General features: G+C 70.3%; 25 protein-coding genes. 2 read left to right on the top strand and 23 right to left on the bottom strand.

From position 1 onward, the window contains the following. Positions 1-2: 2 nt before the first annotated feature. The 3 genes from phnE to JQS43_RS12240 all read right to left on the bottom strand — a co-directional run bounded on the left by phnE (position 3) and on the right by JQS43_RS12240 (position 2,709). On the bottom strand, positions 3-821 hold the full coding sequence (phnE, locus tag JQS43_RS12250) for a phosphonate ABC transporter, permease protein PhnE (protein WP_239679204.1): 819 nt from the start codon (positions 819-821) through the stop codon (positions 3-5). Beyond that, positions 818-1,627, bottom strand: a complete 810-nt coding sequence (gene phnC / locus JQS43_RS12245) for a phosphonate ABC transporter ATP-binding protein (protein ID WP_275581071.1) — start codon at positions 1,625-1,627, stop codon at positions 818-820. The genes phnE and phnC overlap by 4 nt, the downstream gene beginning before the upstream one ends. Positions 1,628-1,707: 80 nt before the next feature. Next, positions 1,708-2,709 (bottom strand): phosphate/phosphite/phosphonate ABC transporter substrate-binding protein, encoded by a 1,002-nt coding sequence (locus JQS43_RS12240; protein WP_239679202.1) that lies wholly within the window; start codon positions 2,707-2,709, stop codon positions 1,708-1,710. Between the two features lie 256 nt (positions 2,710-2,965). Between JQS43_RS12240 and JQS43_RS12235 the strand changes: the two genes are divergently transcribed. Next, positions 2,966-4,270, top strand: coding sequence for an amidohydrolase family protein (locus JQS43_RS12235; RefSeq protein ID WP_239679201.1), 1,305 nt, complete (start codon positions 2,966-2,968; stop codon positions 4,268-4,270). Here JQS43_RS12235 and JQS43_RS12230 read toward each other — a convergent pair. The 20 genes from JQS43_RS12230 to JQS43_RS12140 form a co-directional block, all read right to left on the bottom strand. Further along, positions 4,262-4,771 (bottom strand): shikimate kinase, encoded by a 510-nt coding sequence (locus JQS43_RS12230; protein WP_239679200.1) that lies wholly within the window; start codon positions 4,769-4,771, stop codon positions 4,262-4,264. The two genes, JQS43_RS12235 and JQS43_RS12230, sit on opposite strands and share 9 nt — an antisense overlap. Next, positions 4,768-5,946: a chorismate synthase gene (gene aroC, locus JQS43_RS12225; protein ID WP_239679199.1), complete on the bottom strand. Its 1,179-nt coding sequence runs from the start codon at positions 5,944-5,946 to the stop codon at positions 4,768-4,770. The genes JQS43_RS12230 and aroC overlap by 4 nt, the downstream gene beginning before the upstream one ends. A 133-nt stretch (positions 5,947-6,079) precedes the next feature. Further along, complete coding sequence (locus JQS43_RS12220) at positions 6,080-6,643, bottom strand: transposase (RefSeq protein WP_239679198.1); 564 nt, start codon at positions 6,641-6,643, stop codon at positions 6,080-6,082. Further along, positions 6,633-6,857 carry a hypothetical protein gene (locus JQS43_RS12215; RefSeq protein WP_239679197.1) on the bottom strand — a complete coding sequence of 75 codons (225 nt, stop codon included), beginning with the start codon at positions 6,855-6,857 and terminating at the stop codon, positions 6,633-6,635. Before JQS43_RS12215 ends, JQS43_RS12220 begins: the two co-directional genes overlap by 11 nt. A 350-nt stretch (positions 6,858-7,207) precedes the next feature. Next, positions 7,208-8,029, bottom strand: coding sequence for a shikimate dehydrogenase (locus tag JQS43_RS12210; RefSeq protein ID WP_420847675.1), 822 nt, complete (start codon positions 8,027-8,029; stop codon positions 7,208-7,210). Positions 8,030-8,140: 111 nt separating this feature from the next. Next, positions 8,141-8,395, bottom strand: a complete 255-nt coding sequence (locus tag JQS43_RS26300; protein ID WP_420847697.1) for a peptidoglycan-binding domain-containing protein — start codon at positions 8,393-8,395, stop codon at positions 8,141-8,143. A gap of 779 nt (positions 8,396-9,174) precedes the next feature. Further along, a complete protein-coding gene (gene mltG, locus JQS43_RS12205) occupies positions 9,175-10,401 on the bottom strand; it encodes an endolytic transglycosylase MltG (RefSeq protein WP_275581070.1) in 1,227 nt (408 codons plus the stop codon). After that, complete coding sequence (ruvX, locus tag JQS43_RS12200; RefSeq protein ID WP_239679195.1) at positions 10,398-10,862, bottom strand: Holliday junction resolvase RuvX; 465 nt, start codon at positions 10,860-10,862, stop codon at positions 10,398-10,400. The genes mltG and ruvX overlap by 4 nt, the downstream gene beginning before the upstream one ends. Before the next feature lie 30 nt (positions 10,863-10,892). Beyond that, positions 10,893-13,547, bottom strand: coding sequence for an alanine--tRNA ligase (alaS, locus tag JQS43_RS12195; protein WP_239679194.1), 2,655 nt, complete (start codon positions 13,545-13,547; stop codon positions 10,893-10,895). Continuing rightward, positions 13,544-13,912, bottom strand: a complete 369-nt coding sequence (locus tag JQS43_RS12190) for a hypothetical protein (protein WP_239679193.1) — start codon at positions 13,910-13,912, stop codon at positions 13,544-13,546. The genes alaS and JQS43_RS12190 overlap by 4 nt, the downstream gene beginning before the upstream one ends. 27 nt (positions 13,913-13,939) lie before the next feature. After that, positions 13,940-14,401, bottom strand: a complete 462-nt coding sequence (locus JQS43_RS12185; RefSeq protein WP_239679192.1) for a DUF948 domain-containing protein — start codon at positions 14,399-14,401, stop codon at positions 13,940-13,942. A gap of 110 nt (positions 14,402-14,511) precedes the next feature. Further along, positions 14,512-15,273, bottom strand: a complete 762-nt coding sequence (locus JQS43_RS12180) for a hypothetical protein (RefSeq protein WP_239679604.1) — start codon at positions 15,271-15,273, stop codon at positions 14,512-14,514. Continuing rightward, positions 15,270-15,440 (bottom strand): hypothetical protein, encoded by a 171-nt coding sequence (locus JQS43_RS12175; protein ID WP_239679603.1) that lies wholly within the window; start codon positions 15,438-15,440, stop codon positions 15,270-15,272. Before JQS43_RS12175 ends, JQS43_RS12180 begins: the two co-directional genes overlap by 4 nt. Before the next feature lie 1,650 nt (positions 15,441-17,090). Continuing rightward, on the bottom strand, positions 17,091-18,497 hold the full coding sequence (locus JQS43_RS12170; RefSeq protein WP_239679191.1) for a replication-associated recombination protein A: 1,407 nt from the start codon (positions 18,495-18,497) through the stop codon (positions 17,091-17,093). A gap of 261 nt (positions 18,498-18,758) precedes the next feature. Then, positions 18,759-19,232 (bottom strand): hypothetical protein, encoded by a 474-nt coding sequence (locus JQS43_RS12165; protein WP_239679190.1) that lies wholly within the window; start codon positions 19,230-19,232, stop codon positions 18,759-18,761. Between the two features lie 90 nt (positions 19,233-19,322). Continuing rightward, the gene (locus JQS43_RS12160; protein ID WP_239679189.1) at positions 19,323-19,490 is read right to left on the bottom strand and encodes a hypothetical protein; all 168 of its coding nucleotides are present in this window, start codon (positions 19,488-19,490) and stop codon (positions 19,323-19,325) included. Between the two features lie 61 nt (positions 19,491-19,551). Continuing rightward, positions 19,552-21,312: an aspartate--tRNA ligase gene (gene aspS, locus JQS43_RS12155; RefSeq protein ID WP_239679188.1), complete on the bottom strand. Its 1,761-nt coding sequence runs from the start codon at positions 21,310-21,312 to the stop codon at positions 19,552-19,554. Between the two features lie 76 nt (positions 21,313-21,388). Continuing rightward, the gene (locus JQS43_RS12150) at positions 21,389-22,846 is read right to left on the bottom strand and encodes a serine/threonine-protein kinase (RefSeq protein WP_239679187.1); all 1,458 of its coding nucleotides are present in this window, start codon (positions 22,844-22,846) and stop codon (positions 21,389-21,391) included. Then, a complete protein-coding gene (gene hisS, locus JQS43_RS12145; protein WP_239679186.1) occupies positions 22,843-24,165 on the bottom strand; it encodes a histidine--tRNA ligase in 1,323 nt (440 codons plus the stop codon). The genes JQS43_RS12150 and hisS overlap by 4 nt, the downstream gene beginning before the upstream one ends. Before the next feature lie 7 nt (positions 24,166-24,172). Beyond that, a complete protein-coding gene (locus tag JQS43_RS12140) occupies positions 24,173-24,901 on the bottom strand; it encodes an MBL fold metallo-hydrolase (RefSeq protein ID WP_239679185.1) in 729 nt (242 codons plus the stop codon). A gap of 150 nt (positions 24,902-25,051) precedes the next feature. Between JQS43_RS12140 and JQS43_RS12135 the strand changes: the two genes are divergently transcribed. Continuing rightward, entirely contained in the window at positions 25,052-25,870 is an 819-nt protein-coding gene (locus JQS43_RS12135) for a peptidylprolyl isomerase (RefSeq protein WP_239679184.1), read from the top strand. Positions 25,871-25,920: the final 50 nt, after the last annotated feature.

Below are 25,920 nucleotides of genomic sequence, written 5' to 3'. Positions count from 1 at the left end.
GGTCACACCAACCTCCGACGGAACCAGATCGAGACTCGGTCGAGCAGGAACACCACGGCGAAGAGCGCCACGATGATCGCGCCCAGGTTCTCGTAGTTGAAACGGCTCAGCTGCACCATGATCACCGCGCCGATGCCGCCGCCGCCGACGATGCCGATCACCACCGAGGCCCGGATGTTGAGCTCGAAGACGTACAAGCTGTAGGAGAGGTAGCTCGGCAGGATCTGCGGCACCACCGCGCCCCACGCCCGCTGCAGCCGGTTCGCGCCGGCGGCGTCGGCCGCCTCCACCGGGCCGGTGTCGACCGCGTCGATCGTCTCCGAGGTGAGCTTGGCGTTGATCCCGATGTTAAACATGATCAACGCCAGGATGCCCGCGAGCGCGCCGGTGCTCACCGCAGCCACGAACAACAACGCGTACGCGACGTCCGGCAACGAACGGACCACGCTGAGCACAGTTTTGGCGGCCTGGTAGGTGAACCGGTTGGGGCTGGTGACCGGACTAGCCAGCAGCGAGATGAACAGCGCCAGGCCGTTGCCGACCAACGCGGCGATCACCGCGATGTAGAGGGTCTCCAGCCAGCGGGGCCACACCTGGAAGATGAACCCCCAGTTGGGGTCGAAGAACCGGGAGACGATCGCGCTGCCGCGGTCGAAGTCGGTAAAGAGCGGGGTGAGCGTGAAGTCGATCTGACGGCCGGCCCACCAGGTGATGAGCGCGACGATCCCGAGACCGATCCACAACGACCACCGGGGTCGGGGCCGGGGCGGCCGCCCCGCGCCGACCGGGCCCGCCACCGGCATGGTCAGGTCGGTGCTCACGACTCGGCGTCCAGCACCTTGTCGAGGTCCACTTCGACCGGCTCCTCGCCGATCACGTCGTCGGCGGTCAACGACCGGCCGTAGATATCCTCGAAGACCTTCTCGTCGGCTTCTTCCCCGGTGCCGTCGAAGACCACCCGGCCCTCCCGCATTCCGATGATCCGGTCGCCGTACCGCTTGGCGAGGTCCAGGAAGTGCAGGTTGACGATGGTGGTGATGCCGAGTTCGCGGTTGATCCGCTGCAGGTCGCGCATGACCACGTTGGCGGTCGGCGGGTCGAGCGAGGCGACCGGCTCATCGGCGAGCATCACCTGCGGCTCCTGCGCCAGGGCTCGGGCGATCGAGACCCGCTGCTGCTGGCCGCCGGAGAGGTTGCTCGCCCGCACGTACGCCTTCTCCACCACCTCGACCCGTTCCAGCGCTTGGAAGGCCAACTCTTTGTCAGACCGCTTATACAGCCCGAGCAGCGAACGCCAGGTCGGGGTCGAGTGCAGCCGGCCCATGAGTACGTTGTTCAGCACGCTGGTGCGCTTGACCAGGTTGAACGACTGGAAGATCATGCCGATGTCGGCGCGCAACGCCCGCAGCTGGCGCCGGCTTGCGCCGTCCACGCGCCGCCCGCCCACCTCAAGGCTGCCGCTGGTGAGCGGCACCAGACCGTTGATCGTCCGCACCAGAGTGGACTTGCCGGCACCGGAGAGCCCCACCACCACGACGAACTGACCGTCAGCGATCTCCAGGTCGATATCGCTCAACGCGTGGGTCCCTCCGGGGTAGACCACAGAGACACCAGAGAACTGGATCACAGACCGCTTCCCTCCACTTGGTACGGAACACCGTTCGGGCGGGGCAGCGCCGTGACGCCGCCCCGCCCGAACGTGTCGTGCTAGTCGCCGAAGTTCGCCGCCACCTGGCGCGCCACGTCCAGCGCGTCCAGGTCCGCCGGCACCAGGCCCTCGATGCTGTAGACGTCGTCGAACGCCTGCAGCCCTTCGTCGGTCTCGATCACGGCGACGAAGGCGTCGGTGATCGCGTCCTGTAGGTCCTGCGGCAGGTCACCGGCGACCGCCACACCATCGTTCGGGATCTCGTCCGACCAGGCGAAGACCACCAGGTCGGAACCGATCGCCGGGTCCTCCTCGACCAGGTCGTTACGGACATCGTCGAAGCTCACGCCGATCTCGGCGTCGCCCCGCTGCACCGCCAGCGCGGCGTTCGGGTGGTTACCCCCGAACTGGGCGTCGATGTCGTTGAACGGGTCCAGCCCGGCCGCGGCCTGCAGCTGGGTCGCCGGGTAGTAGTAGCCCGAGGCAGAGCCCTCATCCACGAACATGATGGTCTCGCCGGCCTCGACCTCCGCGAGCGCCTCGTCACCAACCGGGCCGAACTCGGCCGCGTCGGTGCCGTTGCAGTAGCTGACGGTGTTACCCTCCGGGTTCTCAGCCTCGACAACGTCGGTCTGGCAGAACCGCTCCGGGTTGTTGGTGAACCACTGGGTGTGGTAGCTCTCGGTGCCCCGGCGGATCGACTGCAGGACGACATTGGCGTCGGCCTGGTCGGCCGCCTGCACCAGCGCGATCGGGCCGAACATGCCGATGTGCGCCTGGCCGGTCTGCATCGCCACGACCAGCGCGGTGTAGTTCTGGGTGATCTCCGCCCGGACCGGGTGGTCGAGTTCGGCGCTGATCAGGTCCGCCAGCACATCGGCGTCCTCCACCAACTCGTCGACATCCTGCGACGGCACGAGCCCGAGGACGATCTCGTCCGGCCACTCGCCGTTGCCGTTGCCGTTGCCGTTGCCGCCGGCGTCATCGTCGGTGCCGCAGGCGGCCATCGCCGCGGCGAGTACGGTAGCCGCGCCGAGCGCGGCCAGTTTGCGGACCTTCATATCCTGGGATTCTCCTTAGCTGGCTGAGCCCTAGCAGGCACACGAAAGGCACTCGCGGCGCTCGGGTACGGCGACAGCTTAGCGAGCAGATCTCGACTTTCCTACCGGTGGGGGTTAACGTTCGATAAAGCTCCGGTCCCAACTCGGCCATGCCACACGAGCCACCAAGCACTGTCGGCGATCCGACACAGCCGGTGACAACGTTCCCACGCCGCCACACCGTTGCTAAGGGAGCACAGTCTCCCGGAGGCGGCCCATGCACCGAGTCCCCAGCCCGAACGCCGGCTTCGACCCGAACGCCCCGGTTCGCCGGCGCAGTGTGCTCGCCGCAGGCGCCGCAGTGGTCACCGCGACCGCCGTCGGCTGCCAACGCCGACCGGAGGCCGACTTCCTCCTGCGCAACGTCAACGTCTTCGACGGTGAGCGCCGCCTCGACGCGTACTCGGTCCGGGTCGAGGCTGGCCTGATCACGGCTGTCGACCGCGACGTGACCGCGCCAGCCGGGGTGCCCCGGATCGACGGCGGCGGGGGAACCCTCCTACCCGGACTCATCGACGCGCATGTCCATCTTGAGCAGACCGCGCGGCTGGACGCCCCGCGGTTCGGCGTCACCACGCTGCTGGACATGTTCACCCACGACCTCGCCCTGCTCTCCGGCGCCACCAGGGGCCGAAGCCGCGCCGCCGCCACCACCCTGGCGGATGTCTGGAGCGCCGGCATCGGAGCCACCGCGCCGGGTGGTTGGCCAGACACCGGCACCATCCCGACCGTCGGTCCGCAGACCGATCCGGCAGAGTTCGTCGCCCGCCGGATCGCCGAGGGCTCGGACTATCTGAAAGTGTTCATTGAGGATGGTGGTGCGCTGCCGGGAGCCTCCTACCGCGCCCTCGAGCCCGAGCAGGCGTACGGGCTGATCACCGCCGCCCACGAGGCCGGCGTCCGGGCGATGGTCCACGTCTCGGCCACCGCCGACGCGGTCACCGCCGCAGACGCCGCCGCCGACGCACTGGTCCACGTGCCGTACGCCGACCGGTTCGCCGAGCGTCAGCTGGCGGTGTTGCAGCAGGCCGGGACGGTAGTGGTGCCGACGCTCTCGGTGATAGCCAGCATCAGCTGCGGCGACCCGGCACCCGGGCTGCACGCCGATCCCCGGCTGCTCCCCGCGCTGACCGTCCACCAGCTGACCACGCTCACCCGCCAGTTCAGCTCGTGCGATCCGGAGCGGCTGGCCGCCGCCATCGACAACGTCGGCGCCCTGCACCGGGCCGGCGTACCCATCCTCGCCGGCACGGACGCGCCGAATCCAGGCACCGCGCACGGCGCCAGCATGCTCGGGGAGCTGCGGCTGCTGGTCTCCGCCGGGCTCACCCCGGCCGAGGCGCTGACCGCGGCCACCGCGACCCCGGCCCGGGTGTTCGGGTTGTCCGACCGGGGTCGGATCGCCCCCGGCCACCGGGCCGACCTGGTGCTGGTGCCCGGGGATCCGACCACCGACATCGAGGCGATTTTCGACCTGACCACGGTCTGGAAGAACGGTCGGGAGATCGACCGGTCAGCCTGACCGTAGGATCGCCGCGATCTCCAGCGCGATCTCCGGCACATCCCGGCCGTCGGTGACCACCGTCGCCGAGGCGACCTGCTGATAGAGGGGTCGCCGCTGGTCCAGCTGGTGCCGCAGGGTGGCGCGCGGGTTCAGCGCGAGCAGCGGACGGCCCTGCCCCAGCCCGACCCGCTGCACCGCGTCGGCCAACTCCACCGACAAGAAGACGACGGTGTGCCCGGCGAGCGCGGCCCGGGTCGACTCCGCGAGCACCGCGCCCCCGCCCAGCGCCAGCACCCCGTCGAAGGAGCGCAGCGCGGAGGTCACCGCCTCCCGCTCCAGCGCCCGGAAATGCTCCTCGCCGTCGTCGAAGAAGATCTCCGGAATCGGCTTGCCGGCGAGCTGTTCGATATCGCTGTCGGTGTCCCGGAACTCCAGCCGCAGCAGCTCCGCCAACGCCAACCCGACGCTGCTCTTACCCGAACCCGGCGGCCCGACAAGCACGCAGCGCGGCCTGGTCACCGGATCACCAGGTGCTCGAGGTAGCCGTCGAGATTGCGCCGCAGCTCGGGCAGCGAGTCCCCGCCGAACTTCTCCAGCGCCGCCTCGGCCAACACCAGCGCCACCATCGACTCCGCCACCACCGCCGCGGCGGGCACCGCGCACACATCCGACCGCTGGTTGATCGCGGTCGCCGGCTCCCCGGTCGCGATATCGATGGTGGCCAGGGCACGGTTTAGCGAGGAGATCGGTTTCATCGCGGCCCGGACCCGCAGCGGCTCGCCGGTGGTGATGCCGCCCTCCAGCCCGCCGGCCCGGTCGGTGACCCGGCGGACTCCGTCCGGGCCGGGCATGATCTCGTCATGGGCGACCGACCCCCGCGAACGGGCCTGGGTGAAGGCGTCGCCGATCTCCACCCCTTTGATCGCCTGAATCGAGCAGAGCGCGGCGGCCAACCGGGCGTCGACCTTGCGGTCCCACTGCACGTGGCTGCCGAGCCCTGGCGGCAGGCCATGCACCACCACTTCGACGACGCCGCCGAGGGTGTCAGCGGCCTTCTTCGCCGCGTCCACCTCCGCCACCATGGCGGTGCTCGCCTCCGGGTCGAGGCAGCGCAGCGGGTCGGCGTCGATCCGCTGCTCGTCGCCGGGCTGCGGCAGCACCCCAGGCTTGACCGCCACCGGCCCCAACTCCACCACGTGCGACAGGACCGCCGCCCCGAGCCCTTGCCGCAGCAGCGCCTTCGCCACGGTGCCGACCGCCACCCGGGCCGCGGTCTCCCGGGCACTGGCCCGCTCCAAGATCGGCCGCGCGTCGGTGTAGCCGTACTTCTGCATGCCGGCGAGGTCGGCGTGGCCGGGCCGGGGACGGGTCAGCGGGGCGTTGCGGGCCTGGCTGGCCAACTCCGCCGGGTCGACCGGGTCGGCCGCCATCACCGTCTGCCACTTGGGCCACTCGCTGTTGCCGACCCGGATCGCCACCGGGCTGCCCAGCGTCTCCCCATGCCGGACTCCGCCGATGAGCTCGACCTCGTCCTGCTCGAAGGACATCCGGGCGCCCCGGCCATAGCCCAGCCGGCGGCGCGCCAACTCCCGGACCACCTCGGCACTGGTCAGCGACACCCCGGCGGGAACCCCCTCCAGGATGGCGACGAGTGCGGGCCCGTGCGACTCCCCCGCGGTCAGCCAGCGCAACATGGTCCACAGTCTGTCACGATCGGGCGCCGAAGCCGGTCACCGGCCCGCCATCTGGGCAAGCCACTCCCCCGCGGGTGCCCGTGCCAGCGGCCGGGACTTTCTTGACTCGAAAATGCCCGGCCACGACGTACGGTCAGGTGGTTCCTGGCTGGGTACGTGGGGTGAGTTCTACCTGGTAGCCCATCAGTTCAAGGCCTGCCACGAGCCGTTTGCGGCGCCGGTCGGGGTTATGTAGCTGGAGGAAATGGTCACTACCAAGATCGTGATAGGTGACGTTGTGGGTGAGCATGTGCCAAACCGCGGTGATCATGCTGTGGGCCACCGCAACAGTGGCCCGGTTGCCGCCACGTCGTGCGGCGATACGTCGCCACTGCGCCGCCAGGTAGCCGTGGCGGCTACGCGACACCGAACGGGCAGCGGTGCCCAACGCCGCCCGTAGCCACTTGTCTCCCGGTCTGGTCCGCCCGGAACGGGCCTTACCGCCGGTCTTGTTGTTGCCCGGGCACAGCCCCGCCCACGAGGCCAGATGCCCAGCGCTGGGGAAACGGGTCATGTCGGGGCCGATCTCGGCCAGGATGACCTGTGCAGCGCGGATGTCGACGCCGGGGATGCTGTCTAGCAACGCCACCTCAGCCTGGTAGGGCTCCAACTCGACATCGATCCGTTCACCCAGCTGACGAACCTGCTCATCGATCATGTCGATATGCGCCAAAATCTGCCGACTCCATACCCACCCGGGTTACCTGGTGCTCATCGAGGAACTCGTGCAACGCCATCAGCTGCGCGGTGGTGGTACCGAACGTCTTCCTCACCCGCTTGAACCGGCCGCTGGCCACGGGCGTCCGCACCGTAACCGCCAACTGCGCCTTGCCGACATCAATCCCAGCGCAGCGGCTCACCACAACATCCATTCCGCTGCTCCTCCCTTCCCGCTAAACTCACCAGGTAAGGCAACCGTCGGGGGAGCCGGATCGATAGAGCAGTTTGACTCACGTGTTCGAAACAACAGATCAGGGCCTCAAGCCCCCGGCTCCGGTCCGATTGGTTGACGGGCTTACCGCGCCAAAGACGACTTCGACCTCAACCCGGCGGCCGCCACCTCATTTTCACGCCACAGGGCGCTCGACACGAGCCCCCCGATTGGTTGGGCAGGGAGGGATCTTGCACCCAGATATGCCCGACATATCGGTACACAAGATCCCTCCCCAGCCAACCAAGGCGAGGGTCGTGGCGACGCCGTAGACGGCTCGTGGCAGGCGGCTCAGGAGCCAGTTGACGCGGCGGTGGTGAGCGCAGCGCGCATCGCCTCCACCGGCGCCGGCACCCCGGTGAACTGCTCGAACTGACCGACCGCCTGAGCCAGCAGCAGCTCCAGGCCAGAGACGACCCGCACCCCGGCCGCGTCGGCGACCTCCGCCAATCGAGTCGGCCACGGGTGGTAGATCACATCAAGCAGCGTCGCGCCGCGCCGCCAGGCAGCTTCGTCCGCGACCGAGTCAGCCACGCCCGCCGGCAGCGTCGAGACCACCAAATCCGCCTGCGCCACCGCGCTGGCCGCCTCCGACCACGGCAACGGTTGCAGGCTGATCCCGAGGCGGGCGGCGACCGGCGCCAGCTCGGCGAGGGCCGCCTCCCGGCGGGCGACCACACGCACTTCCCCTGCGTTCAGCTGCGCCGCCGCACCGAGCGCCGCGCGGGCAGTACCGCCCGCCCCGAGTACGGTCACCGCCGACACCGGCCCGCTGCGCCCGACCGCGGTCGCGATCCCGGGAGCATCGGTGTTGTCGGCCCGCCACCGACCATCCGGCAGGTGAACCAGCGTGTTCGCTGCCCCGAGCGCGCCAGCCAGCTCACTGGCCTCGTCGGCGACCCGGAGCGCCACCTCCTTGAGCGGCATGGTCAGCGACAGACCCGCCCACTCTGCCCCCAGGCCGCCGACCCACTCCGCCAGCTCCGGCTCGTCGCACTCGATCGCGGCGTACGTCCAGTCGGTAAGCCCTGCCGCCGCGTACCCAGCATTGTGGATCGCCGGCGAAAGCGAGTGCCCGACCGGCTTTCCCAGCACCGCTGCCCGCCGCCTCACCACGATGATCAGACCCCCCGCAAGCTTTGTGGGTGCTCCCGAGAAAGCACTCAAGAGCACCCACATTACCGCCCTACGCTACGGGACCGAGGGCAAGCCGCGCCCCGTAGGTCAGATCCCGAGCTGGCTATATGGAACGCAGTCCCAGAAACTTCCATCGAGGTACACGGCCCACCTGAACGCATTCCGCGTCTGCGGCCCATAGATCCCGTCAACCGAGACGCCCGCAGATCGCTGGGCGTTTCGCAGAGCGGTCGTCGTAGCGCTTCCCCAGATGCCATCGATCCCGCCGGTGTTCTGGCCGTAACAATTCACAAGCGTCCGTTGAAGGGCCGCGACGTGGTTACCCTGAGCTCCAGCTTGCATCAAGCAGTGCGTGGTTCCGTTGGAACCTATGCTCGGCAGCCGAACGGTACGCACCGGTGCACCGCCCCATGGGAAGGTTCGATGGTTGTTGCACCATCCATGATCTGCTGGTGCCGGGTTGCCACCAACTGCCACCGGGGCTGCTGCGGACGCCGGGTTAGCCAGACCCAAGCTGACCACACCAGCCATCAACAGCGCCACCACCATGGGGATGACCGAACCCACAACAAAACGACGGGACATAGGCAAGACTCCTCAGCTTAGTCCATAGTGACCGAACCTCAGCCACTGCTGGTAGTCTAACCGTCACTCTATCGATAGATCAACCCGTTTCTAAGTAATATTCGTAGACGCAGCATGAGGGGCGGTTGACGAGCGATCTGCACCTGACGACCTACGCCATCCTGCACAAGAGTTGGTGTCGGACAACGGTCGCGACGGAGAGGAGAGGGCTGGGCCACTGGTCCTCAGCCGCACGTGGGCCAGCCGAGGACCAACCGCAGCGGCCAAGAGCGCAGTCCCACAGCTGTGCCGGCCGCTGCGACTGACCACCCCACCCGTTCCGACAGGTGCGGCTGGCGATCATCAGCGACGGACTCCGTCAGCACCTGTCCGCTGAAGAACTACCGCGTCTGTGGGTGAGCGGTGGCGATGGGCGCGGGCACCCCAACCATGAGGCTTCTGCGCAACACGATCCACCACTGCATCACCTGGTGTAACCAGCGCATTCACGCCTTGGGCTCCGCAGCGTGAAGGAAGCCAGAATTACCGGCGCGGCATCAGCACTGCTCGTTCAAGATGCCGGCGTCGATCGCGTCTTGAACTGCGGCACAATGCTCCTCGTACGTACTCGTGAACGCACTGTTGCCTTCGCCGTCGACGGCGACGAAGAAGAGCCAGTCGCCGGCCGGTGGATCCATCGCCCCTTCCAAAGCCACCTGGCCCGGGTTGTTGATCGGTGTGGGCACCAGACCGTTCAAACCACGGTTGTACGGGTTGTCGGGGTCGTACATCTCCGCGTCCGTCATCTCAGCCGACGACTTGGTGGGTTCGCCGTTGAGTTCGAACCAGTAGTTGACGGTGACGTCGAACTCCAGCGGCATCTGCTCGATGTACAGCCGGTTGTAGGCCACTCGCGCGACCCGGCCGATATCGTCGGGGACGCCGGCCTCGGCCTGGGCCAACGAGGCGACGATCAGGGCCTCGTACGGCGCGATGTTGCGGTCCGACTCCACCCGATCCACGAAGTTGAGCTCCTCCACCACGTTCAGGAACTGCGTGACCATGGTCTGCAGCACCACTTCGGCGGTGGGGTCGGGCGGAAACTCGTACGTAGCGGGGAAGAGGAAGCCTTCGATGGTGGGGTCGACGTCCTGCTCGTCGGTGCGGTTATACCAGAACTCGGGCACCCCGAGCGCGAACGGATCCTCGGCTGCGGCCTCGAACTCCTCGACCGGAATGCCGAGTTGGTCCTCCAGCAGGTCGAAGGTCCGGAAGCTGCTGAGCCCTTCTGGGATGGTGACCCGGGCGATGTCACGATTCTCGGTGTCGAGTAACGCCAGGACGGCGCTCGCCGCCGGGAGTTGCTGCGGCACGCTGTAGAAGCCTGGCTGGATCGCCCGCGCCTGTGGGTTCTCGTTCGCCGCGTCCACAAAGGCCTGCGGGCTGGCCACCACGTCGGCTTCGTAGAGCACCTGGGCGATATCGGAGAGGTTCTGCCCCTCCCGGATCTCCACAGTGACCGAACCGGTGCCGGCACCTTCGTAATCGGGCGCGGTGAGCGCGCCCTGGACCCAGTTGATACCCCACCAGCCGCCGGCGCCGAGACCGCCGAGCACCAGCACCACGATCATGAAGGCAATCAGGGACTTGCCGCCTCGACTCTTGCGAGGCTTACCCTGCTTGCCCGGTTTTGCCGGCTTACTCTGCTTCCCCTTGGCTGACCGGCGATGCCGGTGCCGACCTTTACTGGGGGCTTCCTCGAAACTCAGCCCGAGCTCGCTCATCCTGACGCACGCCTCCGTTGCGCATCCAACCAGCCCTGCAGGATCTCAGCAGCCGCCGCCTGGTCGATGACCTGGCGCCGGCGCCGCCCCCTGATCCCGCGTTCGGACAGCCTACGGGTTGCCACCATGGTCGACATCCGCTCGTCGGCCAGTGTTACCGGTACCGGGTCGAGCAGCTGCGCGAGCCGCTGCGCATACCGCCTGACCTGGGCGGCGGCAGGTCCCTCGCTGCCCGCCAGGGTGACAGGTAGGCCAACCACAATCTCCACGGTGCCATGCTCAGCCACCAGCCGCCCCAACTCGGACATATCCGCCGGGATAGCATCTTCCGCCGCGTCACGATCCCGCATGACGGTCGTCAATGGCGTCGCGACCAGGCCAGACGGGTCGCAGATCGCCACTCCGATCCGCACGTCACCGACGTCCACGCCGAGCCGGCGGCCGGGTGTGAACTCAGTCACACGCGACCGCCGGGATCGTCGGGCAGCTCACTAGGGCAGTCCCTGCTGGACCGCATTGATCAGCGACGTAGCCTCCGCGGCCGGCACCCCGCCGCCCTGGGCCAGCTCCGGGCTCCCGCCGCCGCGGCCGGACAGTGCCCGCTTGACCAGGTCGGCGGCGCCGACGCCGCGCTCGCGGGCGGCCTGGTTCACCGCCACGACCAGCGAGGCCTTACCACCCGACCGGGCGGTTACCGCCACCACTCCGGGGCGGGCGGGATCGAGCTTGCCGCGCACCTCCTGCGCGAGCGTCCGGACGTCCCCGCTCGAGGCACCCTCGGGCGCCTCGGCGCCGACGAAGGCGACCCCGCGCACATCCACCGCCTGACCGGCGATCGCCGCGGCGCCCCCGACCACCAGTTGCGCCCGCAGCTGCTCCAGCTCCTTCTCCGCGTCCCGCAGCGCCGCCACCGTCTGCTCCACCCGGTCACCGACCTGGTCGGCAGGCACCCGGAACAGCTCCGCCAACCGCGACACCAACAGGTGTTCCCGCGCCAGATGCGAGAAGGCGTCCATCCCCACCAACGCCTCGACCCGCCGGACTCCGGCTCCGATCGACGCCTCGTGCAGGATCTTCACCAGACCCAGCTGACTGGAACGGGCGGCGTGGGTGCCTCCGCACAGCTCACGGGCGTAGTCACCGACCTCCACCACCCGGACCTGGTCGCCGTACTTCTCGCCGAACAGTGCGATCGCGCCCATCCGCATCGCTTCCTGCTGGGAGGTGATGAACGACCGCACCTCGAGGTCCCGCAGCAGTACCTCGTTGATCTGCTGCTCGACGTCGCGAAGCACCGAGGGCGCCACCGCGCCCGGGGTGTTGAAGTCGAACCGCAGCCGCCCCGGAGCGTTGAGCGAACCGGCCTGGGTGGCGGACTCGCCGAGGAAGTTCCGCATGGTCTGGTGCACCAGGTGGGTGGCGGTGTGCGCCCGGGAGACCGCCCGCCGCCGGTCGACGTCCACCTCCGCGAAACCGATCTCCCCGGCCCGGATCTCGCCCCGCCGCACCTTGGCCCGGTGCACGATCACCCCTGGCACCGGCGACTGGACATCGACGATCTCCAGCTCACCGCCGCCGACCGTGATCGTGCCGAGGTCGGGCTGCTGCCCGCCGCCCTCGGCGTAGAACGGGGTGGCGTCCAGCACCAGGTCGATCATTGCGCCTTCGCCAGCCGTCACCAGCATGGTGCCGTCGGCCGGCGCCAGCAACGCCCGGATCCGGGATTCCCGGGCAAGCTCCTGGTAGCCGGTGAACTCGACGTTGCCACCGTCCTCCAGCACCGCACGGAACACCGACCGGTCGATGTGGCCGCTCTTGCGGGCCTGCGCGTCGGCCTTGGCCCGGGAACGCTGCTCCGCCATCAGCCGGCGGAACCCTTCCTCGTCCACGGCGAGGCCCTGCTCGGCCGCGATCTCCAGGGTGAGGTCGATCGGGAACCCGTAGGTGTCGTGCAGCTGGAACGCCTTGTCGCCGCCGAGGCTGGCACCGCCGCTCGCCTTGGTCTGGGCGATCGCCGTGTCGAGGATGGTGGTGCCGCTACGCAGAGTGGCGAGGAACGCCTCCTCCTCGCCGTAGGCGTACTGGGAGATCCGGCCAAAGTCTTCGGCGATCTCCGGATAGGACGCGGCCATGCCGTCCCGCGCCACCGGGAAGAGATGCGGGAAGGCCGGCTCCTCGAAGCCGAGCAGGCGCACTGCGCGCACCGCCCGCCGGAGGATCCGCCGCAGCACGTAGCCGCGCCCTTCGTTGCTCGGCGTCACCCCGTCGCCGATCAGCATCAGCCCGCTGCGGACGTGGTCGGCGATCACGCGCAACCGGACATCGTCGGGCTCGGCGACGCCGTACCGGCGGCCGGTCAGTTCGACCGCCCGGTCCAGGATCGGCTTCACCTCGTCGATCTCGTACATGTTGTTGACGTCCTGGAGCACGAACGCCACCCGCTCCAGGCCCATGCCGGTGTCGATGTTCTTCGCCGGCAGGTCGCCGAGGATCTCGAAGTCTTCCTTGCCGGTGCCGGGCCCGCGCTCATACTGCATAAAGACGAGGTTCCACAGCTCCAGGTACCGGTCGCCGGCGTCCCAGTCCCGGTCGGCGCCGAACTCCGGACCCCGGTCGATGAGGATCTCCGAACACGGGCCACACGGGCCCGGGATCCCCATCGACCAGAAGTTCTCCTTCATGCCCAGCCGCACGATCCGGTCGTCGGAGAGGCCCGCGACCTTCTTCCACAGTGCGATCGCCTCATCGTCGGTGTGGAAGACGGAGGCGTAGAGCATCGACTCGTCCAGCCCGTACCCGCCCTCGGACTGGGGTTTGGTCACCAGCTCCCAGGCCAGCCGGATGGCGCCCTCTTTGAAGTAGTCGCCGAACGAGAAGTTGCCGTTCATCTGGAAGAAGGTGCCGTGCCGGGTGGTCTTGCCGACCTCATCGATGTCCGGCGTCCGCAGGCACTTCTGCACGCTGGTCGCGCGCGGCCAGGGCGGGGTCCGCTGCCCGAGGAAGTACGGAACGAACTGCACCATACCCGCGTTGATGAACAGGAGGTTCGGGTCCTCGATCGCGGGCAGCGGGGCGCTGGGGACGACGGTGTGGTCGTTGTCGGCGAAGTGCGCCAGGAACCGCCGCCGGATCTCCGCGGTCTTCATCGGTCGGTGTCCTCCGGTGGTGTGCGGTGCCCACGCTGCCCCGCTGGGTCGGGCGCCCCCGCCTTAGCCGGGTCTGCGCGAACCTCGTCGAACTCGTCGGTCAGCTCATCGGCGTACGCGTCGTCCAACTCGTCCTCGAAGACGAAGCCCTCGGCGAAGGCGGTCTGCAGCTCCTGCTCCCGCTCGTGCATGCCGTCCCGGACATCATCGACGAAATCGCGTAACGAGTCGACCAGATTAGCGCCGGAGTCCCGCGCCGCCGCGGCCATCCCCCGCGGCGTGTACGCCTGCGCCCGCTTGCTGACCGCCCGCACCACCAGCGCACCGATCGCCAACCCGACGCCGAGCCACAACAGCCGCTTCATGCTTGTCTCCTTCTCCCCCGCCCGGCCTCAGCCACGGCCCCGGCGCTTGCCCCGGCGTCGCTCGCGCAGCACCGCCCGCAGCTCGCGTTCTTCTTCCACCTGCGCCCGCCGAGTCGCGGCGCGGCGCACCCCGTAACCCACCGCCGCCGCCTTGATCAGCGGATTTGCCGCCACCGAGGTGACCACGTTGGCGAGATTGGCGACGTTCGCGCTGACGTGCGCGGCGTGACCGGTGATCGTGTCCACCCGCTGCAACTGCAGATTGACCGCGTCCAGTGAGGTCTGCGCCTGCCCCAGCGCGGTATTGACGTTGTCGATCGTCAGATCCGCCTTGGCGAAGATCGGCGCGGTGCGCTCGTTCATGTCCCGGATGGCCTGCGTTGCCGCATCCACGGTACGCCGCAGCCGCAGTAGCAGCCACGCCGCCACCAGCGCCACCACCGCGAACGCACCAGCCGCGATCAACGCGGCGATCTCCCCGCCGTTCACGTGCTCCTCCTCATCCGGATGATGTCATCCGGCAATGACCCTCGTGCGTGCCGACCTTACCGGTTACCGCCCGCCGCCTGTCCGCCCTGGTTCCGATCTCCGTGGGCGTGTCAAGCCGGCGGCTCGGTGGGCGGCGCGCTCGCCGGTGGCGTCGGAGTAGCACCGACCGGTGAGTCGGCCGGTGGCCCGCCCGGCCCCTGCCCGGGTGCCCCCGGCAGACCCCGCTCGTCGGAGACCCGGTTCTGCATCTTGATCTGCACCACCGAGCCGCTGCACTCCTCCGCCGTCTCGTCGCCAGCCTGCTCCTCAGAATCCCCGCCCGGCTCGTCGCCGTCGGGGTCGCCCTCCGGCTCCTCGTCTTCAGGGTCCGTGCCTTCAGAGTCCTCGCCCTCAGAGTCCTCGGTCTCCAGGTCCGGCCGCAGGTTCAACGGGTCGTAGGCGCACTCCGGTGGCCGCACCCAGAGGTCGAGAGTGTACTCGTCCCGGGTCCAGCAGCTGTAGTCGCCGTCGACCTCGACCTGGGGACAACCCTCCACCTGCCACGGCGCCCACCCGGCCTCCCGCAACGCGGCCTGATACACCTCGGTGGTCTCGGCGGGCTCGCCGCTGGACTCCAGGGTTCGCTCGCGGAAGCGGCAGTCGATGATGCACCAGCGACTACCAGTGACGATGCGGTCCTCAGGTGACTGCGCAGCCCAGGCCGGCACCGGCAGCCGGTCCAGCGAGTTGAGCACCGGGTCCCGGGTGGCGAACAAGATGCCGAAGTAGACCAGCGGCGCGGCCAGCGCGAGCGTCACCGTCACCGCCAGCGCCAGCCGGCGGACCCGGCGCTGCTCGCGCAGCTGCCGGCGAAGCTCGGACCGAGCGGTCACCGGCGCGCCACTCCCGCCCCCGCGGGCAGCAGCCGGGCGACCACCACCGCGCCCGGCCGCACCGCGCGTCGGCGGTGCGCCACCTGGCGGCGGGGAACTGCCCTGCGGCGGTGCGCCACCCGGCGCTGGTGGACCGGGTGCTGGTGGGCCGGGCGCTGCTGGGCCACCCGGAACAGCCGGTGACCTCGGCGCGGTACGGGCGACCGCGGGCGGTTCGGCCGGCGAGGGCCGCTCCCCGGAGCCCGGGCGGCGGCCGCCCGCTGGCGCGTCGGGTCGAGTCCGCGCGCCCCCCGGCAACGACAGCCTCGCCGGCATGGTCGCTGGCGCCGCTCTGGCCACCGCACCTGGGCCAGGCGGCGCGACCTTCGCAACCGCCGGGGGAGCCGGCGGCGCAGCCTTCGCCACCGCCGGGGGAGCAGCCTTCGCCACCGGGCCCGAGCGACCCCCTGTACCGGGCCGCTCGGGCTGGTCGTCTCCGGCTGCCCCGGGCGGCACCGGCGGGGCCGCGGGCCGAGGCAGCGCCGGCCCTTCGCCGGCACGGCCCGCGGGGTCTCGACGGCCGGGCGGCGAGGGCTCGCTCCTCGAATCACGACGGCCAGGCGGCGAGGGGGGCTCCGGCTCCGGGGCCCGGCGGCGGCCAACTCCGGAGCCGGCGGGTTCAGCGGACCGGGCAGGCGGCGAGGTCGGCATCGCGGGCGAACCTGGTGCGGCGCGGGGCCGCGGCACCGGCCCGGACGCCGCGCCAGAAGGACCAGCGGCGGGTGGCGACCCCGGCGGGGTCCGCGGACTTCGCCCAGCAGGCGAATCAGGCGCGGACGGTGAGGTCGGAGCGGGTTCAGGAGCGGCGTGCCGGCTCCGCCGAGGCGGCACCTCTCGATCTCGGGACCGACCGTCCGCCGGCCCGCTTCGAGCAGGCGCATCGGCCCGCGCGGCGGCGGGCCCTTCGCCGCTTACCGGCGGGGGCTCGGCTGGCCCTCCGCCCCGCCGCGGGGGCTGCCGCTCGGATTGGGCAGCTTCGCGCGGCGGCGGACCTGCCGGCGGCGCCGGTTCCCGCTGGGACGGTGTCGGGGGCGCATCTAACCGCCGCGGGGGCGCGTCCAACCGTCGCGGGGGCGCATCTAACCGCCGCGGCGGGGTCGGCGGTGGATCTGCCCGACGCGCAGGCGGCTCGGGTCGCGGGTCGGCGGACGGGTCGGGGCGGCGGGGAGGCGAGCCCTCAGCGGCTGGCGGCGGCGTGGCCGGACGCTGCGGGCCGTTGGACGGGGGCGAATCTACGCGCGGCGGCGCAGCCCCGACGGCGGGCTCACGCCGGGCAACGCCCCCGGGGGGTGCCGCCGGCGGCTCGGCTGGTCGTCGACGACGTTCACCGCTCTCCGGAGGAGGGGGCGCTCCCGGAGAAAGTGGCCCGCTCGACGCCCCGGCACGCCGCCGGGGCGGCCCCTGCTGACCCTCCGGCGGCGGCGGAGTGGCCCGCTTCGGCGCGGGCGAGCCCGGCGCATCGGGCGGTGCCGGATCGCCGCGATCGACTGGCGCGGATGCGCCAGGTGGGCCAGGTCCGCCAGGTGGGCCAGCGACCTGATCGGGCGCGGGTGAAACCGAACCGCCTCGGGGACGCCGCGGCGCTGGTTCGTCCGGGGCCGCGCCGCCCGGGCCGATATCCGTGCGCTCCTGCTTGGCGGTCCGAAGGTCGTCCAACCAGCCGTAGTCTTCGGCGGGTGCCTCCTCGCGCTCGCGAGGCTCGCGCTGCCGTTCGCCCCGACCCCAGCGACGCCACCTGCTGACACCGGTGTCCTCACCCTCGTCGCCTTCGTCGCGGCTCACACCTGCTCCTCTCCGGACGTCGAGGGCGGGGACGGGTCCGCCGGGCCGCCCCGGACCACCCGCCGTAGCCGGGTCACCCGCTCCGCCACCTCGCGCTCGGCCCCGTACTGAGTGGGACGGTAGTAGTCGACCCCGGCCAGGTCGGCAGGTGGGTACTGTGCCGCCACCACCCCATGCGGGTGATCGTGCGGATACTGGTAGCCGGCTCCGTGGCCGAGGCCCTGGGCGCCCTGGTAGTGGGCGTCGCGCAGGTGACGCGGCACCGGCCCGCCTTTGCCGGCCCGGACGTCGGCGACCGCGGCCCCCAGCGCCGCCGTTACCGCGTTGGACTTCGGCGCGGTGGCGAGGTGGACCGTCGCCTGGGCCAGGTTGAGCTGCGCCTCCGGCAGCCCGACCCGCTCCACCGCGTACGCGGCAGCGGTGGCGACAGACAATGCGCTCGGGTCGGCCATGCCTACGTCTTCGCTGGCGAAGATGACCAGCCGGCGGGCGATGAACCGGGCGTCCTCACCGGCCACCAACATCCTCGCCAGCCAATGCAGGGCGGCGTCGACATCGGATCCCCGCATGCTCTTGATAAATGCGCTGACCACGTCATAGTGCGCATCCCCCGCCCGGTCGTACCGCACCGCCGCGACATCCACCGCCTGCTCAGCGGTGGCGAGGTCGACCTGCCGCTGCCCCACGGCGGTGGCCGACTGGGCCGCCGCCTCGAGCGCGGTCAACGCCTTGCGGACATCACCACCGGCGAGCCGTACCAGATGGGCTTCGGCCTCCGGCGCAAGCTCTACCGCCCCGGCCAGGCCCCGGTCGTCGGTGAGCGCCCGCCGCAGCAAGCCGGTGACGTCCGCCTCGGTCAACGCGTGCAGAGTCAGCAGGACGCACCGGGACAGCAGCGGCGAGATCACCGAGAAGTACGGATTCTCGGTGGTGGCGGCCAGCAGTGTCACGGTCCGGTCCTCGACCGCTGAGAGCAGGGAGTCCTGTTGGGTGCGGCTGAAGCGGTGCACCTCGTCGATGAAGAGGACGGTCGGCGAGCCACCGGCCCGGCGACGGGTCCGTGCCGCGTCGATGACCCCCCGGACATCCTTGACCCCGGCGTTGAGCGCCGACATCGCTACGAAGGTCCGGTCGGCGGCCTGCGCCACGAGGTGCGCGATCGTCGTCTTGCCGCTGCCCGGTGGCCCCCACAGGATGACCGACTGCGGACTGTCGCCGCTGACCAGCTGCCGCAACGGGGAGCCCGGGGCCAGCAGATGCTGCTGGCCGACCAGCTCGTCGAGGTGCGCCGGCCGCATCCGGACCGGCAACGGGGCGTCCGGCGCCGCCGGGCCGAACCCGGTCGAGGCGGCGGCCGGGGGTGGCGGCGCAGCAGGTGCCGCGAACAACGCGTCGGGCTCCACCCGGATGACGATATACCGCCGTCGCCAGCGGCATCGACTACCGTGTCCGGCGGCACAGCGCGGCGACCAGCGAGCACGGTTGGGTACACGTACTGGGCGCCGCCGGTCACCATCCGTGTGCGCGGGCTGGCGACCGCGGAGCTAGAGCCGGCCACCCGCCTTCGGGTCAGGACGACCTCTGCGTACGCCAGCCTTATCGACCCTGAATGGTTTATCACCGGTGAGGCGGCGTGAGGTACCGACACCCCACGCCGCCTCCGCTCACCGCGCTCCGGCAGCCGCGGATGCCGACGTCTCCTGGTCGGTGGTGCTCTTGGTTTCGTCCCGCACGATGTAACCGACAAGCTTCTCGATCCGCCCGTCGATGCGCCGCAACTGGTCTTCCACCACGCCGAACCGCTTGTCCATCCGTTCCAGCCGCTGATCGACCTGGTCCAACCGCTGATCGACCTTGTCCAACCGCTGGTCGACCTTGTCCAGCCGCTGATCGACCTTGTCCAACCGCTGGTCGACCTGGTTTAACCGCTGATCGACCTGCTCAAAACGCTGGTCAACCTGCTCAAAACGCTGATCGACGGCTGCGAAGCCGGCTTCCACTTTGCGATCCACCCGCTGGGTGGTTCGCGCGATATCGACTACGGTGCTGGCGAAGAAGCCAAAGATCCGCTTATTCTTCTCCACATCGTCGATTATCGAGTCCAGCGACGCCTGCACCGTCGCCTCCCCTTGTGACATCGATTCTCCTTCGTCCTCGCTGCCACAAGCGTAAGCGGCCACAGTGGTCGGTCCTGGTTCGGAGCCAGCGGATCGTCGGAGCCGATCCAGTTACCGACGCCAGCGGCGCCCACCCAGCCGGGGAATCAGCGACAACGCCAGGAAGAGCAGCCCGGCCATCACCAGCGTCGTCGGGGTCACCAGCGGCCCGAACGACTCGTTGATTACCTGGAGCAACAGTGCGAGTCCGAAAAGTACCGCCGCCACGATGGCGAACATCAGGACCTCCCATGGGGGTATGCGGGAATATCCCGCTGTGCATACCCCACATGCGAGAGTTTTACGCCTCCGGGGTGGGGCGTGGTTTCGCGTCCACTCCGGCCTCTGCCCGCTGAGCCGGCGTAATCGGAGTCGGAGCGCCGGTGAGCGGGTCGAGACCACCTCGAGTCTTCGGGAATGCGATCACATCCCGAATGGAGTCGACTCCGGACAGCAATGCGCAGACCCGGTCCCAGCCGAAGGCGATCCCACCGTGTGGGGGCGGGCCGTACTGGAACGCCTCCAGCAGGAAGCCGAACTTATCTGCCGCCTGCTCCCGGTCGATCCCCAACAGCTCGAAGACCCGCTGCTGCACATCCGCCTGGTGGATACGGATCGAACCACCGCCGATCTCGTTGCCGTTGCAGACGATGTCGTACGCGTAGGCCAACGCCCGCTCCGGGTCCTGTTCGAACCGTTCCTTCCAGTCGTCGGTAGGAGACGTAAACGGGTGGTGCACCGGCGACCAACCGCCCTCGGCCGGTTCGAACATCGGCGCGTCCACCACCCAGCAGAACGCCCACGCGGACTCGTCCACCGCCCCGACCCGTGCCGCGATCTCGATTCGGGCCGCGCCCAGCAGCTCCTGCGCTTCCCGCCGGCTCACCCCGGCGGCGAAGAAGACCGCGTCCCCCGGCTTGGCCGCCACCGCATCGGCGAGCCCGGCGAGGTGGCCGGCGGAGAGGTTCTTCGCCACCGGACCCCGCGCCTCCCCCGTCTCCGGGTCCAGGACCACATACGCCAGGCCGCGGGCCCCGCGCGCCTTCGCCCAGTCCTGCCAGGCGTCGAGCTCCTTGCGGGTCTGGCCGGCCCCGCCGGGCATCACCACCGCCCCGACGTAGCCTCCCGCGTCGATCGCCCCCGCGAACACCCGGAATTCGGTACCCCGTAGGTAGTCGGTCAGGTCGATCAGCTCCAACCCGTACCGCAGGTCGGGCCGGTCGGTACCGAACCGGTCCATCGCCTCGTGCCAGGTCAGCCGGGGAATCGGGGTGCTTATCTCGTGGTCGGCCAGCTCCCGCCAGAGGTTGCCGACGATCTCCTCGGCGAGCCCGACGATATCGTCCTGGGTCACGAACGACATTTCAATGTCGAGTTGGGTGAACTCGGGCTGCCGGTCAGCCCGGAAGTCCTCGTCACGGTAACAGCGGGCGATCTGGTAATACCGCTCCATCCCGGCGACCATCAGCAGCTGCTTGAACAGCTGCGGTGACTGCGGCAGCGCATACCAGGTGCCGGGCTGGAGGCGGACCGGCACCAGGAAGTCGCGGGCGCCCTCCGGGGTCGAGCGGGTCAAGGTCGGCGTCTCGACCTCGACGAATTCGTGGGCGTCGAGCACCCGTCGGGCGATCTGGTTGGCCTGAGAACGCACCCGCAGCGCCCGGGCCGGGCCGGCGCGCCGCAGGTCCAGGTAACGGTAGCGGAGCCGGACCTCCTCCCCGGCGGTGAGCTGGTCGTCGATCGGCAGCGGCAGGGCCGCGCTCTCGGAGAGGATCTCCAGCTCGTCGACGACCACCTCCACCTCACCGGTGGGCAGCTCCGGGTTCTCGTTGCCGTCGGGACGGCGGCGCACCTGCCCGACCGCGCGGATGCAGTACTCGCTGCGCAGCGCGTGCGCGGTCGCGGAATCCCGGAACACAGCCTGCACCACGCCGGAGGCGTCGCGCAGGTCGATGAAGGCGACCCCGCCATGGTCGCGGCGGCGGGCAACCCAGCCGGCCAGGGTCACCGCTGCCCCGACGTGCTCAGCGCGCAGGTCGCCGGCGGCGTGAGTACGGATCATGGGACCTTCTCCTTCGTCGTGCCGGAACTGTTCGGCATTGTCTCAACTACTCGGGCGGTGGCCGCCGAGACCCCGGTCAGCCATCGTTCAACAGCGGTGCGAGCAGACTGGCGAGCTGGTCGGCGATAGTCGGGGCGACCTCACCGTCCTCGCGCAGGTCGTCGATCTCCTCCAGCAGATCCCGGGCCTCGTCGCGCAATTCCTCGGCACGGTCCTCGGGATCTTCCTCGTCCAGCGCGTCCCGCAGGTCGTCCAGCTCGTCGCGGAGATCGTCGAAGCCGTCCCGAGTGACATTGCCGTCCTCGAACGCCGCGAGGAGGGCCCGGTCGAACTCCGCGATGATCTCGGCTGGGGAGGGCTCGGCTGCAGGGGGTTCGTGGTCGGCGACCGATCCGGCGTCGCCCTCAGTCGGGACGGCCGCGGATGGCTCGGCCGAGGTTATCGGTTGCTCGCCGGGCCGCCACGCAGCGACCAGCAGCACCACCACCAACGCCAGCAACACGGCCGCCACCGCCGCGCCGGCGTAGAGCAGCCGCCGGCTGGGTCGGGCCGGCGCTACGGCGGTGCCGTCGAGGGCCGTCGCCGGCGCCGACGGCACGGCGGCCCCGGGAGCGAACTGGCGGGGCACTTGGGCCGGTTGGACCACCGTCGGCTCCGGCTGTGCCCCCGCTCCGGCCTCCGACAGCCGGACGGCCACCTCTGAGGCTGGCGGCCGCATCGCCGGATCGGCCGCCAGCAGGTCCCGACAGGCGACCGCGAGCCGCTCCGGCACGTCGGGGCCGGTCGGCGGGATCACGCGGTCCGACCGCGCCAGCTCCTGCCAGGAGCGGAAGCTCGCCGGGGGACTGCCGGTGAGTGTCTCGTAGAACAGCACACCCAGCGAGTACACATCGCTCGCCGGCAACGCTGGCGCGCCCGGATCCAGCCGTTCGGGCGCGGCGTAGGTGGGGGTGCCGACCAGCTGGTCGCCGTCAACGGCGACCGAGCCGGCCATCGCCGCGATCCCGAAGTCGAGCACTTTGACCCCGGTCTCGGTGAGCATCACGTTGCTCGGTTTGACATCCCGATGCACCACGCCACCTCGGTGTGCGGCGGCAAGCGCCGCCGCGACCTGGCTGGCCACCCGCGCCGCGGCGGGTGGCGGCAACGCACCCCCGGTCAGCCGGTCGGCGAGCGTCTGGCCCGCCACCAGCTCCATCACCAGGTAGCCGGCGGTGCCGCCGCCGGGCAACGGCGCCTCGCCGTAGTCGTGCACCTGTGTCAGGTGCGGATGGGAGAGTTGGGCGACGGCCCGCGCCTCCCGCCAGGTGGCCGCCCGAAGATCCGGATCGGCCGCCAGCGGGGTTGCCAACACCTTGATCGCCACCGAACGCCCGAGCAACTCATCGGCGGCGTGCCACACTTGCGACATCCCGCCTACGCCCAGCGGTTCCAGCAGGAGGTACCGCTCCCGAAGCCGGGCCCCGGAAGTGAATGCGCTCGCCGGCTCCGGCCGGCCGCCGGCCACCCGCCGATCCGGGCCGCCGCCGGTCACGCCTGCGTGGTGATCGCCGGTGCCAGATCGGCCGCTGGCGGGGTCCAGGTCGCCGCGTCCGCCGCCACCTGCTCGCCAGAGCGGATGTCCTTCACCTCGTCACCGCCCTCCCCCGGGAACCACACGTAGGGCACCCCGCGGCGCTGCGCGTACCGGATCTGCTTGCCGAACTTGGCGGCGTCCGGCGAGACCTCGGTGGCGATGCCGCGGCGCCGCAGCGCGGTGGCGATCCGGTCCGCCGCGGGCCGGGAGGACTCGGCCGGCAACGCCACCAGCACACAGGTCGGGACGGGTCGGGAGACGCTCAACGCGTCCCGGCCGAAGAGCACGCCCAGCAACCGGGTCACGCCGATGGAGATGCCGACGCCAGGGTAGCGGTCGGCACCGGCGCTGGCGAGGTTGTCGTATCGGCCACCGGCCCCGATCGACATGCCGAAGCCAGGCAGCGCGATCTCGTAGACCGTCCCGGTGTAGTAGTCGAGGCCACGGGCGATACTCAGGTCGGCGACCACCACCCCCGGGGTGTGCTCACTGGCGGCTTCCACCACCGCGACCAACTCGGCCAGCCCTTCGTCCAGCAGCGGGTCGTCGACCTTGAGCTCCCGCACCCGATCGACGAAGCTGACGTCCTCGCTGTTGATCTCGCCGAGGGCGAGACACGCGTCGGCCTGCGCGTCGCTGGCGCCGGCGGTCTCGACCAGCAGCTTCGCCACCGCCTCCCGGCCGATCTTGTCAAGCTTGTCGACCGCCCGCAGCGCCGCCGCGGGATCGGCGATCCCCAACCCGCGGTAGAAGCCCTCACAGATCTTGCGGTTGTTGGTGCGGATCCGCACCGGCGGGATCGGCAACCGGGAGAGCGCGTCGGCGGCGGCCAGCACCACCTCGACATCGTGGTGCAGCGGCAGCTCATCCCGGTCGACCACGTCGATGTCGGCCTGCAGGAACTCCCGGTAGCGCCCCTCTTGCGGGCGCTCTCCCCGCCAGGCCGGCTGGATCTGGTAACGCCGGAACGGGAACTGCAGCTTGCCCGCGTTTTCAACCACATAGCGGGCGAATGGGACGGTCAGGTCGAAGTGCAGGCCGAGACCCGAGTCGGTGGCGTCCTCGGCGTCGGCCTGCAACCGCCGCAGCACATACACCTCTTTGGAGGTCTCGCCCTTGCGTAGCAGCTGCTCCATCGGCTCCACCGCGCGGGTGGTCAGTGGCGCGAAGCCGTGCAGCTCGAAGGTGCCCCGCAGCCGGTCCACCAACTGCGCTTCGATGATGCGCTGGCCGGGGAGCCACTCGGGAAAGCCGGAGAGCGGAGTCGGTCGAGTCATCGTCACCTCACCAGCCCCGGCCGGGGCCGCTCGGGCTCGTCGCGTCGCCGGCGAGCTGCTCGCGAATCTGCAGGAGGTACGGGTTGCCGGTGCGCTCCTGGCCGATGGTGGTGGCCGGGCCGTGCCCCGGCAACACGGCCAGCTCATCCGGCAACGGCAGGATCTTGTCTCGGAGGCTGGCGAGCATCTGCGGCATGCTCCCGCCGGGCAGGTCGGTCCGGCCGATCGAACCGGCGAAGAGCACATCCCCGGCGAAGCAGACCCCCTGCGCCTCCCACTGCGACGGCGCCCCCGCCAACCGGAACAGCACCGACCCAGGAGTGTGCCCCGGCGCGTGGTCGACCGTGATCTCCATGCCGGCGACGGTCACCGTGCCCCCGTCGGGCAGCTCCGCCACATCCTCCGGTTCCGTATACGGCAGGCGGCCCCCGAACATCTCGGCGAGGTCGACCGAGAGCCCTTTGGCCGGGTCCGCGAGCAGCGCGCGATCGCCGGGGTGGACGTATGCGGTGATCCCCCGGGCGCCGCAGACCGGCGCCACCGAAAAGGTGTGATCGAGGTGCCCGTGGGTCAACAGCACCGCCGCGGGCTGCAGGCGGTGCTCGGCGAGCAGCTGCTCAAGCCGGTCGATCACCCCGATGCCCGGGTCTACGACCACACACTGCTCCCCCGCCGCGGGCGCCACCACATAACAGTTGGTCCCGAACGCCTCCGCCGGGAACCCGGCAACCAGCACGAAAACCCCACCTTCGATAGTCTGAGAGCCGGCCCCCCGGCCAGCGCGTACCCGCCGTCCACCCTAGTCTCATGGATGGCCCGTAGACTCGCTCGGGCGGTGTGGCGCGTCACCCAGACAGCACCCAGACGTCGACCGGAGGAAGCACCCGTGGCATCGAGCAAGAGCCGGCAGCGCAAGCTGGAGCGCGACCGCTACGAGCGCAAGTTGGTCCGCCAAGCTCAGCAGCAGCGCCGCAAGCGGCAGATCCAGGCCGGCGTCGGCGCCTTCCTGGCACTGGCGCTGATCGGGGTGGGCTCTGCCTGGTTGGCCGGCGTCTTCGACCGCGACGAGAGCGAGCCGTCGGCTCAGCCGGACCTGTGCACCTGGTTGCCGCGCGACGCCGACGACCCGAACCGGGTCGACGTGGGTACACCCCCGGACAATCCGCCCACCTCCGGCCAGCACGTACTCAGCATCGACCTGGCCGCCGGTGACACCGGCGGGCAGGTGGAGGTGGCGGTGGACGCCGCCGACGACCCGTGCGGCACCGCCAGCCTGATCCACCTGTCCGAGCAGGGCTTCTACGACGAGACGGTCTGCCACGAGATCACCGACGGTGCGCTACGTTGCGGTGACCCCAGCGCCACCGGGCTGGGCGGCCCGAGCTACGCCTTCTGGGGTGAGAACATGCCGCTGCCCCCGGTCGACGCCGATCCGGAGGCTGCGGAGGCCGAGCCGCTCTACCCGGCCGGCACCGTCGCCTTCGGCGATGTCTCCGGCGAGAACGGCAGTCAGTTCCTGATCTTCTTCGAAGACTTCCACGCCGACGCCCCACTGTTTCCGGTGATCGGGGCGGTGGCCGACGGCCAGGACGTGGTCGAGGAGATCGGCGCGGCGGGCGTCGCCGAGGGCACCACCACGCCGGCCGAGGAGGTTACGGTGCGGTCGTTGACCGTCCGCGACGCCGGGACCGCGCCGACCAGCTGACCCGCCGGCCGCCACGGCCGTCGGGCACCCCGAACGAAGCTCAACAACGC

Origin of the sequence: Natronosporangium hydrolyticum, assembly GCF_016925615.1 — a bacterium.
Taxonomy (GTDB): Bacteria; Actinomycetota; Actinomycetes; order Mycobacteriales; family Micromonosporaceae; genus Natronosporangium; species Natronosporangium hydrolyticum.
Note: the sequence above shows the minus strand (reverse complement) of the source record. Positions and strands in the feature narration are given on the sequence as shown.